This is a genomic window from Alkalihalobacterium alkalinitrilicum (genome assembly GCF_002019605.1).
Taxonomy (GTDB): Bacteria; Bacillota; Bacilli; order Bacillales; family Bacillaceae_F; genus Alkalihalobacterium; species Alkalihalobacterium alkalinitrilicum.
Map to the genome: position 1 here is coordinate 377,868 of NZ_KV917368.1, position 15,462 is coordinate 393,329.

Here is a 15,462-nt window from a genome sequence, read left to right on the forward strand (position 1 = left end):
TAAGCGTTAGGGGGAGCAACAATTGTTTTATAAAAACCTGATTGCAATTGCAATAGGTGGGGCATTAGGCACCATCTTAAGATATGTTTTAAATGTGTACACATTATTTGTCGGTTACCCGATTGGAACAGTCATTGAAAATATCATCGGTAGTATGTTACTCGGTTTTTTAACAGGCTGGTTTATCAATCGCAAGCCTCGTGAATGGGTGAAAGTAGGGTTAGGTGTTGGCTTTTGTGGAGGGTTTACAACGATGTCTACACTTGCTGCAGACACTTTATTTTTATATCAAACGATGTCTAGTTTAGAATCGCTTATTTATTTATTTGTATCATTATTTGGTGGTTTAACTTTTGCTTTTATTGGCTTATTGCTTGGTACGAAGTGGAGTGAAAAGAAGGAAGAAGAAAAAGAGGGGCAATTGTCATGAATGTTTTAATTTTAGGTTTAGGAGGAGCTCTAGGTGCGATATCCCGGTATCTTATCGGTTTAGTGATAATGCAAAAAAATCCACACCCACCCATTCCGATTGCCATGTTAATTGTTAATTTACTTGGTTCTTTCGGTCTAGGTATATTCTTTGCAACGATGTTCGGTATCATTCCATTAGGAGCTTACGATGAGGCGATATTTTTATTTTTAGGAATTGGTTTTTTTGGAGCATTTACGACGTTCTCCACCTTTAGTATGGAGACGATTGAATTAGTGAGAAAAAAACTGCTGAAAAAAGCAATCATTTATTTCACCCTTTCGATATTAGGAAGTATCGTGGCGTTTCTAGTTGGGTTTTGGTCCGGAAACATTTTAAAGTGATAGGGCAGAATCTTGGTGGATAGAAAAAAAATTTATGAGCAACCTAATGATTGGGAATTATATGTACAAAAATGATTAGGTTGGAGGAAGAATAATGGATCAACAACAAAATCAACAACAGCAGCCGTTACAAAAAGCGCAACAAGCGATGAATGAAGCAGAGCAACAAGTACAAAACCTACAACAAGCGCAACAGTCAATGAATGGAGTAGAGCAACAATTTTTACAAGCACAACAGGAAATGAATAATGCGGAGCAGGAGTTGCTGACGGAAAAACAGCAACTACAACAAGCTGAAATGGAGCTTTATGAAGCGAAAGAACAAGTAAAAAAAGAACAACAAGATGTTCAAGCTGCTCAAGCAAAGGTTCAACAAACACAAGCTAAGGCAATGGCTGAAAGAGAAAAACTTCAATAAAAACTGAACAACCTAAACGGAAATCATGGCTTCTAAAAACAGATCTAACCTTTAAGGAATGGGTCTGTTTTTTTTGTTTAAATATGGTACTGTATGATTATGGTACTGTATGATTATGGTAGTTTATTTTTGGGAGGTAATCTGTTTGAAGCATAAACGTTAGACAAAACCGAGAATAACGGTTGTCGGTAGCATGAATATGGACTTTATTACAGAAGCAAAACGTTTCCCTAAACATGGAGAAACGATTTTAGGAGAAAATTTTTTTACAAACCTGGTAGGAAGGGTGCGAACCAAGCGATTGCTGCCGCTCGTTTAGGTGCAGCAGTTTCTTTTATTGGATGTATCGGGGATGATCTTTACGGTAAACAGTTAAAAACTCAACTAATAAACGAAGGAATTAATGTAGAAGTTATCGATATGTGCAATGATAAACCAACAGGTGTAGCTCAAATAACAGTGACACCTTCAGAAAACCATATTATTGTCGTCCCTGGTGCTAATTATGAACTGAAATCCGAATGGATAGAACAGCACAAGAAAACACTCACAGGGAGTGACATTATCGTACTCCAATTAGAAATTTCACTACATATTATTGCTCAAGTCCTCACGATAGCAAATCAATATCATGTCCCTGTTTTATTAAACCCAGCCCCAGCTAAAGAACTTCCAATTGAAATACTACAAAAAGTTACCTATCTTACTCCAAATGAAACGGAGTTTTCTTTCATAACAGGGTGTACCTCAGAAAAAGAATATAAGAGAGCATTCCAGTTGCTTCACGAACAAGGCATACAAAACATCATTCTTACACGTGGTGATCTATCGGAAAGAGGATGAGCTTATATCTCACCCGAGTAAAAAAATGAATGTTGTAGATACAACAGGTGCTGGCGATGCTTTTAATGGAGCACTTGCCTTCGGGATTGCCTCCAATCAACAGCTTGATCAAGCCATCGATCTTGCGATAAAAGTAGCGGGATGTTCGGTTACTAAGATGGGCGCTCAAGCTGGAATGCCAACAATGCAAGAATTGGAGTGAGTAATATTAACAAAATATTGAAACTCACTATTTATATCAGCTTTATTATTATATTATGGCTAACCTTTTTCGGTTTCCGATTGATCGGTTATGTTGCTTCTATACACGAAAGAAGTTTGCGTCTAACTGCATGTGGAACGATTGGTTGTAATGATTTAGAGTTCTTTTTTTCTGTTTTTTGGACAGTTTCGATCTTTATAATTATCCCATTGGTCATTCCTATTTTTGTTATGTCATACTTATTGTTTAAAAATTGAAATTGTAGTAAAATTATAATCATAAAAATATTGTGATAGATTTATAAAAATATAACAAAGTTAAGCTGAAGTCACCCTGTTCTTCGTAAAATTCGTACAACTAAAAGTGCATACACCTTTAGTTTGAAATTGTTATCGACGAGAACGGACGTCTTCCGCTTTTCACTAGGGGAGGAAAAAAGGTTGACGCATTCTGAATATGAGGTTGTTGTTGAGACCAAACACAGTCATTTAAATAATGTCGAACTTCTTGGGTATATGGATGAAGCTCGTTTTGATTGGTATATGTATTGTATTTCGCTTGGTGTTGAAGCACTTGTTGTTCATATGAGTACTGATTTTAAGAAAGAAGTGTTCAATCATGATAAAATATTAATTCGGACTTGGATTGAACGAGTCGGAAATACGAGCATCGCATTGCAGCAAAAAGTAGTAAGTGAACAAAACGCTCATATTGCATCTGCACAAGTTATATTAGCAACAGTGGATAGACAAACGAGACAAAAAGTTACTGTTCCACAAGAAGTTCGTGATTTACTTGTGCAACAAGGGGTTTTGGATTTAAACCTTTTAAAGCTTAATAGTAGTTTTAGTTCATAGTAGATATAGTCTCAGGAAACGAGCCAAAAGCAGGAGTGTTAAAATTTTTTAATTGTTCAGGGCAATGTTTTAGCAATCTTGGGCTTCCGAATGGGAGTCCTTTTTGTATGTTTTCGAGTTGATCGATACTATGATTTTTAAAATAATACAAAAATTTAACAAAAATAAAATTTCATTTTTGTTAAAAGATGGTACAATTATTTTTAAAAAACAGGAAATTATTTCCTGTAAATCGATAAGGAGTACTAGCGATGTGGATAAAAACTTTTAAGATCTTATTGTATGTTGGCATTATGTTTTTGGTAGGTTATTATTATGGTGCTTTGACGAAAGGTACTGTATTTGATAACTTTTTCATAATGCTGCTTTCTTTTTTTATTTTGATATTTGTATTTGAATGGTTATGGAGTCTTTTGAAACGGAAAGATCATTCAGAAAAAAATAACCCAGATGAAGAGAATGAACAGTATATGGCTGAGGTTCAACAAGCCGTTAAAAAAGAGTGGACCATTCCCTATCGAAATCATATTATTCTAGTAAAAAATGAAATGAACAAAGAGCAATTGTATATTAATGAAAAGTTAGTGGACGAAAGTGTACGTAAACGTTGGTACGAATGGTTGTGGTCGTATCATCGATTAAACGGGACACTAGAGGACAATGGCAATCAAAAGAAGATCAAAGTAAAAATTGGCGGTGTGAAAAACTTAGTATGTAAAGTTTTCGTTGATGACGAACTAATATTAAAAGATAAACTAAAGTTTAATCTATTTATGGAGAAAATCGAGAGCGACGAGAAAAATGAAAATAATAATCTGAAATCGTAGAGTAGATCGTCTTAAGGACGGTCTATTTACGTTTACACAAAATAATTTAAATGATAATAAAAATATCGCCGATTCCATTTTAACTGACGATTCAAATTTTTATCCCGATTAACTGGCGCTAAGACTCCCACTTCAAGGCTTTGAGGCAACAAGAAAGACTAAGTGGGAGATAAGCGCCAGTAACAACTAAATGAACACAGACTAAATGCCCACGTCCTGTAGCAACGTATGTGTGACCCACATCGTGTAGGCCTCAACCATCAGTGGGGGATGAAAGAACCCCCACTGAATGAAGTTTCACTTAATGTATTGGACTGTACGGCTCAACTTTTCACATGCGAATATTAAAAAGAATTGAGGGTTTGCAATGAAAAAAACGACGATATATAAGACTGCGATAGGGAAAAAAAGAATACTTGACTCTTATGAAGATTACTTAAAAACCCTTCCTGTTGATTTTGATAGATGTTATGTTCAAACACGGTTCGGAACAACACATACTTTAATCACTGGCCCTACTGATGGTAAGCCTGTTTTTATTTTTCAAGGTGGAAATTGTATTAATCCGATGACTTTATCGTGGTTTGCTGACATATGGAAAAGTTATAGAATTTATGCTCCTGATACAATTGGACACCCTGGATATAGTGATGAAACCCGAATTTCAGCGAGTGATAATAGCTTTGCATTATGGATTTCTGATTTAATGGAAGAGTTTAAAATTCAAAAGAGTGCATTTATTGGCCCTTCTTATGGTGCTGGTATTATTTTGCGTCTTGCTACATTTTTACCTGAAAAAAGTAGCTTGTTCAATATTAGTGGCATGCGAGTCTTATGACATGGGGCATTTTCCTTCAACCGAAAGACTTGGCCAAATAAATGCTGATATTATAAAGTTTTTAAATACTCACTATTAATAGGGCGAGTTCCTCTCCAAGGGTAAAAGTGGAGGAGCTGGCCCCTTTTTTTATTGAAATTTATCTAATCGAGAGAAAAATTGTTTCACAAACTCATAAAATACTTTTTCAGTAGGAGCGAGGTCTCGATTTTTAGGGGTAATAATACCGACAGTCCGTTTAACTTCAGGTGATGAAATGGAGATTTTTACAGTTAACCTCGATTCCCTATCGTAAAAAGTACCATCGGGTAGGAGGCTAACACCGATACCTGCTGAGACAAGTCCTTTAATTGCATCCATATCCTCTCCCTCTGCCGTTATGGTAGGGGTGAAACCTGCCCTTTTGCAAGCATCGATTGCGATATCATGTAAAATATATCCTTTTGGATAAAGGACGAAATTGTCGGATCGTAAATCGCTTAGGTGTACGTTTTTCTGATCAGCGAGTCGATGATTGGCAGGGACGATTAGAGAAATACTTTCAGAAAATAAAATATCTGAAGAAATTTCAACATCGTTAGTTGGAGCTGGGCCAAGAAAAGCCAAATCAATATCACCATTTTTAACAGATTCAATTAATAAAGCATAAGACCCTTGACGTAAGTGATATGAAATATTCGGTTGATTCGCTTTAAAAGCTGAAATGACAGTTGGAAGTAAATGATTGGCCAGGCTCGTTGGATATCCTATTTTGATCGTCCCTTTTTCAGGATCTAAATACTCATCCACTTTTTCTTTTGCATAATCGATCGCTCTAATCGCTTTCTTCGTATGTTGTAAAAAGGTTTTTCCGATTGAAGTTAATTTAATGTTTCGACCTGATCGTTCAAATAATGTGACTCCTAATTCTCCTTCAAGTTTTGATATTTGCAAACTAATGGCCGACTGGGCAACATGAAGGTGTTCAGCCGCTTCAGTAAAGTGCTCACGTTCTGCCACTTCGATAAAATAACGCAATTGTCGTAGCTCCATTGATATCCTCTCCACCTATCTATATTGATTCGAGATTGTTTCTATCTAAATGATATATTGTTTATATCGATTTGAAAACCTAAAATAATACTATACAAAAAATCATTCGTGAAATAAACAAAAGGGGGAGAATATATGACATACAATCGTATACCGAAAGCGCAAGGTCTATATCGACCAGAGTTTGAACATGACGCGTGCGGAATTGGTTTATACGCTCATATTAAAGGAATAGCTACACATGATATTGTAAAAAAAGGTCTTGGTATGCTTTGTCAGTTAGACCATCGTGGAGGACAAGGAAGTGATCCATTAACGGGTGACGGTGCTGGATTGATGGTTCAAATTCCAGATGGATTTTTCAAAAAAGTATGTTCAGAGATGAACTTACCTGAAAAAGGTCGGTACGGAGTAGGGATGTTATTTTTCTCTAATGATGACAAAGAACGGATTGAAATCGAAAAACGTTTGAATGCTATTATTGAGGAAGAGGGACAGACGCTTTTAGGTTGGAGGACAGTTCCTGTCGATAAAACGAAACTTGGAGAAGGCGGTAAAGCAACCTGCCCGACAATCCGCCAAGTGTTTATCGGAGCAAGTAACGATGCCCAGAACAATTTAACGTTTGAACGGAAACTATATGTTATTCGGAAACAAGCAGAACGCTTTGCAAATGAACGTGAAGTACGGTTTTACTTTGCGAGTCTATCAAGCCAAACGATTGTTTACAAAGGTTTGTTAACTCCTGAACAAGTGGATGCTTTTTATTTAGACTTACAGGATAAGAATTTTGTGTCAGCTTTCGCTTTAGTTCATTCTCGTTTTAGTACAAATACATTCCCAAGCTGGGAAAGAGCGCATCCGAACAGATATCTTATTCATAATGGCGAAATCAATACACTTCAAGGGAATGTGAACTGGATGAAAGCTCGTGAGCAGCGGTTTATCTCAGAAGCATTTGGGGAAGATTTACCAAAAGTACTACCAATCTTAGATATAGATGGAAGTGACTCTTCTATTCTCGATAATGCATTAGAGTTTTTTGTGTTGGCTGGACGTAAACCAGCGCATGCTGCGATGATGTTAATTCCAGAGCCGTGGACAGAAAATCCTCATATGTCTAAAGAAAAGAAAGCATTTTATGAGTATCATAGCTGTCTTATGGAGCCGTGGGATGGACCAACTGCAATCTCGTTTACAGACGGAAAACAAATTGGAGCAATATTAGATCGTAATGGTCTTCGTCCCGCAAGATATTATGTGACAAAAGACGATTACATTATCTTCTCCTCTGAAGTCGGTGTCATAGATGTGGAACCGGAAAATGTTGTCTATAAAGATCGATTAAGTCCAGGAAAAATGCTTCTCATTGATTTAGAAGAAGGACGTATCATTTCGGATGAAGAAATTAAGTCTGAAATGGCGAATGCTGAACCGTATCAAAAATGGCTGGATGAGCAATTAGTTAAACTAGATGGTGAGGACAAACTGAATGAACAACCAGTCAATGACTTGTTCATTCGTCAAAAAGCATTCGGTTATACGTATGAAGATGTACAAAAATATTTGATTGCTCTTATAACTGAAGGTAAAGACCCAATTGGTTCAATGGGAAATGATAGTCCACTTGCAGTATTATCTGACCGTCCGCAATCATTGTTCAATTACTTTAAACAAACATTTGCCCAAGTAACGAATCCACCTATTGATTCGATCCGAGAGCAACTTGTAACAGCAACGGTTACTTATTTAGGAGCAGAAGGAAATATCCTTCATTCAAATCAAGAAAACTGTCAACGTATTCAATTAGATACACCTGTTTTAACAAATGGTCAACTTACACAACTAAGAAACACTAAAGACCAAAAGTTCAACAGTAGAACCATCGATACACTCTTTACAACGGATTTAGAGAGTGCGCTTGAGCGAGTTTTTGAAGAAGCGGAAAAAGCGATTCAAGATGGAGTTAGTCTATTAATCTTGTCTGACCGTCAAATGAATCAAGAAAAAGTAGCTATCCCTACATTATTAGTAGGAAGTGCTCTTCATCATTATCTCGTTCGTCAAGGGTTACGGACAAAAGTGAGTTTAATAGCTGAAACAGGAGAAGTAAGAGAAGTTCATCACTTTGCGGCATTAATTGGCTATGGGGTGGATGCGATTAATCCTTACCTCACTTTTGCTACTTACAAAAAAGCCATTGAAGAGGGTAGTTTATCGGTGAGCTACGAAGAAGCAGTGAACAAGTATGTAAAAGGTGTGACAGAAGGCGTCGTTAAAGTCATGTCTAAAATGGGAATTTCAACTGTTCAAAGTTACCGTGGTGCACAAATATTTGAAGCGGTTGGTATCGGTGCTGACGTAATTGACCGCTATTTTACAGGAACTGCATCGCAAATTGGTGGGGTAAACTTAGAAACAATTGCACAAGAAGCGGTCGTTCGTCATGAGAAAGCATACGCTGGTTCATTCGATGAAACGTTAGAATCAGGTAGTGATTTTCAATGGAGAAAAGACGGAGAATTTCACGCGTTTAATCCACACACGATCCATACGCTTCAGTGGGCGTGCCGTAAAGGTGATTATAATTTATATAAAAAGTACTCACAGATGGCGAATGAAGAAAGAATCGGGTTCCTTCGTAATTTATTTGCCTTTGATCCAACTCGAAAGACTTTACCGCTTGAAGAGGTAGAGTCAGTTGATTCAATTGTCCGTCGCTTCAAAACAGGTGCGATGTCATTTGGATCATTAAGTAAAGAAGCGCATGAAACGTTAGCAATTGCAATGAACCGTATTGGCGGAAAAAGTAATAGCGGTGAAGGTGGAGAAGATCCAAACCGTTACTCTCTAGATGAGAATGGAAATAATCGTCGAAGTGGGATCAAACAAATTGCATCAGGTCGCTTCGGTGTAAAAAGCCATTATTTAGTCAATGCAGATGAATTGCAAATTAAAATGGCACAAGGGGCCAAACCAGGAGAAGGTGGACAACTTCCAGGAAACAAAGTATACCCATGGGTTGCTGAAGTTCGAGGTTCAACGCCAGGTGTCGGATTAATTTCACCACCACCACATCATGATATTTACTCGATTGAAGATTTAGCTCAGTTAATTCATGATTTGAAGAATGCGAATCGTGATGCTCGTATTAGTGTGAAGCTGGTTTCAAAAGCTGGTGTCGGAACGATTGCAGCAGGTGTTGCTAAAGGTGCTGCAGACGTTATCGTTATAAGTGGTTATGACGGTGGAACAGGTGCGTCACCAAAAACAAGTATTAAACATACAGGGCTACCTTGGGAGCTAGGTCTTGCTGAAGCTCATCAAACCTTAATGCTGAATGGTTTGCGTGATCGTGTCGTCCTTGAAACTGACGGGAAATTAATGACAGGTAAAGATGTTGTTATGGCGGCGATCCTTGGCGCAGAAGAATATGCATTTGCAACGGCACCACTTGTGGTCTTAGGTTGTGTAATGATGCGTGCCTGTCACTTAGATACATGTCCAGTTGGTGTAGCAACGCAAAACCCTGAGCTTCGTGATAAATTTACAGGTGATCCAGATCATATTGTGAACTATATGCGTTTTGTCGCTGAAGAAGTTCGTGAATTAATGGCTGAACTTGGCTTCAGAACAATGGATGAAATGGTTGGACGTACTGATGTATTAGAAGTGAGTGGACGTGCAAAAGCACATTGGAAAGCGAAGCACTTAGATTTATCGACACTTTTATATCAACCAGAAGGTACTCGTATTCGCGAAAAGGCACAAAACCACAAAATTGATCAGTCATTAGATATTTTAGAAATCCTACCAGCTGTTCAATCAGCCATAGAAAATAACAAGCCAGTAGATGTTTCATTCCCAATTACAAACGTTCAACGTGTCGTTGGTACCATTGTCGGAAGTGAAATTTCAAAACGTTACGGTGAAGAAGGTTTAGCGGAGGATACAATTACACTACGCTTTACAGGTTCTGCTGGTCAAAGCTTTGGTGCGTTTGTACCACGCGGTATGACGCTTCACTTAACAGGTGATGTTAATGATTATATCGGGAAAGGCTTATCTGGTGGTAAGTTAATCGTAAAAGCGCCTAAACAATCTACTTTTAATACAGCTGAAAATGTTATTGCGGGGAATGTAGCATTCATTGGGGCAACGAGTGGGGAAGCGTATATTAACGGTCTTGCTGGAGAGCGATTTGCCGTTCGTAATAGTGGTGTACACGTTGTTGTTGAAGGCATCGGTGACCATGGTTGTGAATATATGACAGGTGGCCGTGTTGTGATCTTAGGTAATGTCGGTAAAAACTTTGGTGCAGGTATGTCAGGCGGGATCGCATACGTATTAGCAGATGACGCTAACGACTTTAAATCACTATGCAATCAAGAAATGATTGAATTTGAAACTTTATCGACTGAAGAAGATGTGAACGAAGTCCGTGAAATGATCTCGAAACATTTAGGATATACAGGAAGTAGTAAAGCGAATGCAATCCTAGAGAATTGGGATCAATATGTTGGGAAATTTGTAAAAGTTATTCCTAAAGACTATAAACGGATGATGAATAGCATTGAGAAACAAAAACAAGCAGGATTAACAGAGAATCAAGCGGTTATGTCGGCATTTCAAGCTAACGCTGCGCAAGAGAAAAAAGCAAAAGTATCTGTGAAAACATTAGAAGCAGTAGTTCAATAGGAAAGGAGAGGGAGACATGGGAAAAGCAACAGGATTTATGGAATATTCACGCCAAAAACCAAAAGAGAAAAATCCAGTCGCGCGATTAAGCGACTGGAAAGAGTATTCTTCAATTTTTTCTAATGATATGTTAAGTCAGCAAGGAGCGCGGTGCATGGATTGCGGCACTCCTTTCTGTCACATGGGAATGGAATTACAAGGAGTGACAACAGGTTGTCCGATCAACAACTTAATTCCTGAGTGGAATGATTTAGTTTACCGCGGAAGATGGAGAGAAGCATTAGAGCGTTTATTGATGACAAACAATTTCCCTGAATTTACAGGGAGAGTTTGTCCAGCTCCTTGTGAAGGCTCTTGTACAGTCGCGATTTCCGACCCAGCAGTTGCTATAAAAAGCATTGAGCGAACGATTATCGATAAAGGGTTTGAAAATGGGTGGATTTCCCCGCGCATTCCAGAAAAACGTACAGGTAAAAAGGTTGCGATTGTTGGTTCAGGTCCAGCTGGTTTAGCTGCAGCCGACATGTTGAATCAACAAGGACATTCAGTGACAGTCTACGAGCGTGCAGATCGTCCAGGTGGTTTACTCATGTACGGAATTCCGAATATGAAGCTTGAAAAAGAAGTCGTTGAACGTCGTATTCATTTATTAACTCAAGAAGGTATCGACTTCGTTACAAACACAGAAATCGGAAAAGATATTACTTCTGAAGAGCTTCGTGAACAGTTCGATTCTGTCATTCTTTGCACAGGAGCACAGAAACAACGTGATCTCGTCATTGAAGGAAGAGAATTAAATGGAATTCACTTTGCGATGGACTATTTAACGGACGTCACAAAAAGCTTACTAAATTCGAATTTAACAGATGGTAAATTCATCGATACGAAAGATAAAGATGTCATCGTGATCGGTGGTGGTGACACTGGTGCGGACTGTGTGGCGACTGCTCTTCGTCAAAATTGCCGCAGCGTTGTCCAATTTGGTAAACATCCTAGATTACCAGGAAAACGCACTTCCGATAATATGTGGCCTGCATATCCTAATGTATTTACTTTAGAATATGCGTATGAGGAGGCTGCAGCTAAATTCGGTGATGACCCACGTCAATATTCAATTCAAACGAAGAAAATCGTTGCCGATGTAAGTGGAAACGTAAAAGAGCTGCACACGATCCAAATGGAAAAACGAAAAGATGAAGACGGTAACTGTTTCTTTCAAGAAATTTCAGGTACAGAAAAAGTATGGCCAGCGCAACACGTATTCATTGCAATTGGATTTGAAGGAACGGAACAACCCTTATTAACACAACTTGGTATCGAAACGAAAAATAATAAAATTGCTGCTGCTTACGGTGATTATAAAACCAATGTTGATGGTGTCTTTGCTGCAGGCGATGCAAGAAGAGGTCAAAGTCTTATCGTTTGGGCGATTAACGAAGGTCGCGAAGTTGCAGCTGTAGTCAATCAATATTTAAACACAGCAGTTGCAAAGTAAATAATGGAGTCAAAACTATTTACTAAAACCAAAAAACTAGGAATCCTTACGTTTCCTAGTTTTTTGGTTTTTTCGTAGTAAGGTAGTATGATGGTAGTTTATCCCGCAACAACTGGCAGTAATACCCCCACTTCAAGACTTCGAGGAAGCAAAGAAGGATAAGTGGGGGATAAACTACCAGTAAAGACTAAATGAACACAGACTAAAGGCGCCACGTCCTGTGGCAACGTCTGTGTGACCCACATCGTGTGGGCCTCAACTAACCATCAGTGGGGGAAGAGGAAAAACCCTCACTGATGGAAGTTTCACTTTATATTTAGAAGATTTTATGGGTGGTTATTAAACTCAGCTGAGATTAATTTGGTCTGATTAGTTATGTAAGCACATCGGCGTTTACGTTTGTAAGGTTGTTAACTAGGAAATGGTATAATATTGTAATAGGGAAGCTTATTATTTTGAGAAATAGCAAAACGCCCATGTTACCTTTATCCAGCATACATAAGGAACTGTAAACATTAAGCTATTAAGATGTAAGCGATATAAAATATCAAAGAGCGTCTGGTCAGGACGCTCATCTAAAGGAGGAAATGAAGTTTGCACTACATTTACAAGGAGGTTGATTGATTAATTAATTAGCATTTAAACGCAGTACCTACAATAATAAGTAGGATGAATAATACAACGATTAACGCGAAGCCACAACCTGGAGAGTAAGCACCTGCAACTGGTCCATAACCATAGCCATGGCATCCATATCCACCGTAGTAACCCATAATAACACCACCTTCCTTATGCGGTTAATATATATTATGTAAAAGTTAAGTAGATGAAATAGACTTGTATGGAAAGTTAAAAAAATGGGTGTTTATTAGGGGGCAGTTAGACTGTTTCAAGAAAAATATCTGAGTTACAAAAAATTGAAGTTACTCAAAATGTTTATATAGGTAGTTTTGATTCATATTATTTTCTAAAGTTGGTGGATGATGAAGAATATTATATTTTTATTAATTGTAACAATTATGGCAGGATTTTTATTCTGGTTTTGTAATATGATGACTCCTCAGCCAGGTCAATCTTCTGGCAATGGGAATCTAGCTATTTTAGCAATCCCGATCTTATGTATATTATCCTTCTTCATAGTTTTTTTATTGATTCGAATTTTCCAAACTCTTTCTATGAAATTCATTCTGTTTCCAATGAGTATGGTAACCATTGTAATTTATTGGATTGCTGCACTATTTTACCAAAGAGGTTCATACATAAACTATCGAAATATATTAGTAGAAGAAAACTTAAAGGATCGTGGGTTCGTTGATTGGGAATATATTGATACAATTACAACCTTCATGTCAATTCACATTAATAACCAATTCTTTAATTTCAACACTTATTTTGTGTTTCTTTCATTTTGTATTTTTGTTACATTGACAATTGTACTAATCAAACGATTGACCGGATCTGGTGCTCAAAAGATTTTGTAAAACTACACTGCAAAATAGTTAGGGAAGTATGTTAAGGTTAAAGGTATGAATTGGTTGTAAATTGATACTAGAAAAATGTACTTTACTTACATGAATGAGGAGAACTTGTATCAACGACATATAGAAATTGGAGAAAGAGGGTTAGTATGGAAGAGAGAAAATTTCTAAGAATTATCAACATCATTCCTATCGTAATGACTTGGCTTATGTTCATAGGTTTTTTAATCTTTATTATTTGGAATGCGGATGCCTTAAGAGAAGTAAATATGCTTTCCATTTGGGTAGTCGGTCTTATCGGTGTATTTTTTGTCGCGTTATTTGGAAGTTACAAAATATGGCAATGGATACGGGTAGGGAAGTTGTGAACGAGCCCCCATTGTTACAAATCATTGATTGAAAATAAACAAAACGAGCTAGAAGGAAGGATTCCTTTTAGCTCGTTTTTCGTTGAAAATCTTATTTCTTATATTAATGTAAAGACTATGTTAAATAACTCCTTGTACGATCATTGCATCTGCTACTTTAACAAATCCAGCAATGTTCGCACCGACCACGAGGTTACCTGGAGTACCATATTCTTCTGCAGCTTTTATACTTTCTTGATAAATGTTTTTCATAATTTCATGAAGTTTTGCATCTACTTCTTCGAAAGTCCAAGAAAGTCTCATACTATTTTGTGCCATTTCAAGAGCTGAAACAGATACTCCGCCAGCATTGGCCGCTTTAGCAGGACCAAATAATACATCCGCTTCTAAGAAAATTTCGATAGCTTCTAATGTAGAAGGCATGTTTGCACCTTCACCAATAGCTTTAACCCCATTAGTGACTAAAAGTTTAGCGGACTGCTCATTGATTTCATTTTGTGTTGCACATGGTAATGCAATATCACAAGGAATGGACCAAATGCCATTACAACCTTCTAAGAAAACAGCATCAGGATGTTCGTTGACGTATTCACTAATTCTCTTATTTTCAACTTCTTTTAACCGTTTAATCGTATCCAAGTTAATTCCGTTTTTATCGTAAATATATCCACCGGAGTCACTACAAGCAACAACTTTGGCACCTAATTGCATCGCTTTTTCCATTGCATAGATTGAGACATTTCCTGACCCAGATACGGTTACGATACTATCTTTAAAGCTTGCACCTTTGTCTTTTAACATTTCTTCAACAAAGTAAACTGTACCGTATCCAGTTGCTTCTTTTCGAGCTAAGCTTCCGCCATAACCAATGCCTTTACCTGTTAATACCCCAGCTTCATAACCACCGCGTAATTTTTTATATTGACCAAACATGTAACCAATTTCTCTTGCGCCCACCCCGATATCACCTGCAGGGACGTCGACATCTGGACCGATATATTTACTAAGCTCGGTCATAAAGCTTTGAGTGAAACGCATGATCTCAGCGTCAGTTTTACCTTTAGGGTCAAAGTCTGATCCGCCTTTTCCACCACCAATTGGTTGGCCTGTTAAAGAGTTTTTAAAGATTTGTTCAAATCCTAAAAATTTAATGATACTAGCATTTACAGATGGGTGAAATCTTAATCCGCCTTTATATGGTCCGATTGCGCTGTTGTATTGAACGCGGAAACCACGATTTACGTGAACGTTACCTTGATCGTCAACCCATGGTACTCTAAAAGTAATTAGTCTTTCTGGTTCAACAATTCTTTCAAGGATTGCTTGTTTAATGTACTGAGGATTTTTAGATAAAACAGGAACTAAAGAATCAAATACTTCTTTTACCGCCTGTAGAAATTCATTTTCGTTCGGATTTCGTTTCTTAACTGTTTCATATACTTGATTTACATAATCTTGAACCTCTTGCGTATACGCTTGTTTCATTTTCTCCATCGTTTTCATATGCCCTTACCCCCAGGTTTCTATATAATTTGTCTATAAAAATTAAAAAGTTGGTATATTTTTAATTTTTTATTTCTTGGGCTTTTTTCT

General features: G+C 37.5%; 13 protein-coding genes and 1 pseudogene. 11 read left to right on the forward strand and 3 right to left on the reverse strand.

Translation table 11 applies throughout. The features are described 5' to 3' along the window. Positions 1–22: 22 nt before the first annotated feature. The 7 genes and pseudogenes from BK574_RS01870 to BK574_RS01905 all read left to right on the forward strand — a co-directional run bounded on the left by BK574_RS01870 (position 23) and on the right by BK574_RS01905 (position 4,798). Positions 23–430, forward strand: a complete 408-nt coding sequence (locus BK574_RS01870) for a fluoride efflux transporter FluC (protein WP_078427253.1) — start codon at positions 23–25, stop codon at positions 428–430. Continuing rightward, the gene (crcB, locus tag BK574_RS01875) at positions 427–813 is read left to right on the forward strand and encodes a fluoride efflux transporter CrcB (protein ID WP_078427254.1); all 387 of its coding nucleotides are present in this window, start codon (positions 427–429) and stop codon (positions 811–813) included. Before BK574_RS01870 ends, crcB begins: the two co-directional genes overlap by 4 nt. A 94-nt stretch (positions 814–907) precedes the next feature. Then, positions 908–1,231, forward strand: coding sequence for a hypothetical protein (locus BK574_RS01880; protein ID WP_078427255.1), 324 nt, complete (start codon positions 908–910; stop codon positions 1,229–1,231). 300 nt (positions 1,232–1,531) lie between these two features. Further along, a pseudogene (locus BK574_RS01885) lies at positions 1,532–2,276 on the forward strand (ribokinase). 440 nt (positions 2,277–2,716) lie between these two features. Beyond that, positions 2,717–3,133 carry an acyl-CoA thioesterase gene (locus BK574_RS01895; RefSeq protein WP_078427258.1) on the forward strand — a complete coding sequence of 139 codons (417 nt, stop codon included), beginning with the start codon at positions 2,717–2,719 and terminating at the stop codon, positions 3,131–3,133. A gap of 251 nt (positions 3,134–3,384) precedes the next feature. Continuing rightward, positions 3,385–3,960 carry a hypothetical protein gene (locus BK574_RS01900; RefSeq protein ID WP_078427259.1) on the forward strand — a complete coding sequence of 192 codons (576 nt, stop codon included), beginning with the start codon at positions 3,385–3,387 and terminating at the stop codon, positions 3,958–3,960. Between the two features lie 367 nt (positions 3,961–4,327). Then, complete coding sequence (locus BK574_RS01905) at positions 4,328–4,798, forward strand: alpha/beta fold hydrolase (protein ID WP_078427260.1); 471 nt, start codon at positions 4,328–4,330, stop codon at positions 4,796–4,798. Between the two features lie 129 nt (positions 4,799–4,927). On the opposite strand, the gene gltC is transcribed toward BK574_RS01905, so the two are convergent. Beyond that, complete coding sequence (gene gltC / locus BK574_RS01910) at positions 4,928–5,830, reverse strand: glutamate biosynthesis transcriptional regulator GltC (protein ID WP_078427261.1); 903 nt, start codon at positions 5,828–5,830, stop codon at positions 4,928–4,930. A gap of 135 nt (positions 5,831–5,965) precedes the next feature. Here gltC and gltB point away from each other — a divergent pair, with 135 nt between their 5' ends. Beyond that, on the forward strand, positions 5,966–10,528 hold the full coding sequence (gene gltB, locus BK574_RS01915) for a glutamate synthase large subunit (protein WP_078427262.1): 4,563 nt from the start codon (positions 5,966–5,968) through the stop codon (positions 10,526–10,528). Between the two features lie 16 nt (positions 10,529–10,544). Further along, entirely contained in the window at positions 10,545–12,023 is a 1,479-nt protein-coding gene (gene gltD / locus BK574_RS01920; RefSeq protein ID WP_078427263.1) for a glutamate synthase small subunit, read from the forward strand. Positions 12,024–12,655: 632 nt separating this feature from the next. Here gltD and BK574_RS01925 read toward each other — a convergent pair. Beyond that, positions 12,656–12,796: a YjcZ family sporulation protein gene (locus tag BK574_RS01925; protein WP_078427264.1), complete on the reverse strand. Its 141-nt coding sequence runs from the start codon at positions 12,794–12,796 to the stop codon at positions 12,656–12,658. 207 nt (positions 12,797–13,003) lie between these two features. Here BK574_RS01925 and BK574_RS01930 point away from each other — a divergent pair, with 207 nt between their 5' ends. Beyond that, a complete protein-coding gene (locus tag BK574_RS01930; protein ID WP_142247861.1) occupies positions 13,004–13,504 on the forward strand; it encodes a hypothetical protein in 501 nt (166 codons plus the stop codon). A 146-nt stretch (positions 13,505–13,650) separates the two neighbouring features. Continuing rightward, positions 13,651–13,869 (forward strand): hypothetical protein, encoded by a 219-nt coding sequence (locus tag BK574_RS01935; RefSeq protein WP_075386412.1) that lies wholly within the window; start codon positions 13,651–13,653, stop codon positions 13,867–13,869. A gap of 120 nt (positions 13,870–13,989) precedes the next feature. Here BK574_RS01935 and gdhA read toward each other — a convergent pair whose 3' ends face one another. After that, positions 13,990–15,372 carry an NADP-specific glutamate dehydrogenase gene (gene gdhA / locus BK574_RS01940; RefSeq protein WP_142247862.1) on the reverse strand — a complete coding sequence of 461 codons (1,383 nt, stop codon included), beginning with the start codon at positions 15,370–15,372 and terminating at the stop codon, positions 13,990–13,992. Positions 15,373–15,462: the final 90 nt, after the last annotated feature.

What these genes read in the sequence shown, in the direction of transcription:
- crcB (WP_078427254.1), top strand. Translation starts at nt 427, where the DNA reads ATGAATGTTTTAATTTTAGGTTTAGGAGGAGCTCTAGGTGCGATATCC.
- BK574_RS01880 (WP_078427255.1), top strand. Translation starts at nt 908, where the DNA reads ATGGATCAACAACAAAATCAACAACAGCAGCCGTTACAAAAAGCGCAA.
- BK574_RS01900 (WP_078427259.1), top strand. Translation starts at nt 3,385, where the DNA reads ATGTGGATAAAAACTTTTAAGATCTTATTGTATGTTGGCATTATGTTT.
- BK574_RS01905 (WP_078427260.1), top strand. Translation starts at nt 4,328, where the DNA reads ATGAAAAAAACGACGATATATAAGACTGCGATAGGGAAAAAAAGAATA.
- gltC (WP_078427261.1), bottom strand. Translation starts at nt 5,830, where the DNA reads ATGGAGCTACGACAATTGCGTTATTTTATCGAAGTGGCAGAACGTGAG.
- gltB (WP_078427262.1), top strand. Translation starts at nt 5,966, where the DNA reads ATGACATACAATCGTATACCGAAAGCGCAAGGTCTATATCGACCAGAG.
- gltD (WP_078427263.1), top strand. Translation starts at nt 10,545, where the DNA reads ATGGGAAAAGCAACAGGATTTATGGAATATTCACGCCAAAAACCAAAA.
- BK574_RS01925 (WP_078427264.1), bottom strand. Translation starts at nt 12,796, where the DNA reads ATGGGTTACTACGGTGGATATGGATGCCATGGCTATGGTTATGGACCA.
- BK574_RS01930 (WP_142247861.1), top strand. Translation starts at nt 13,004, where the DNA reads ATGATGAAGAATATTATATTTTTATTAATTGTAACAATTATGGCAGGA.
- BK574_RS01935 (WP_075386412.1), top strand. Translation starts at nt 13,651, where the DNA reads ATGGAAGAGAGAAAATTTCTAAGAATTATCAACATCATTCCTATCGTA.
- gdhA (WP_142247862.1), bottom strand. Translation starts at nt 15,372, where the DNA reads ATGAAAACGATGGAGAAAATGAAACAAGCGTATACGCAAGAGGTTCAA.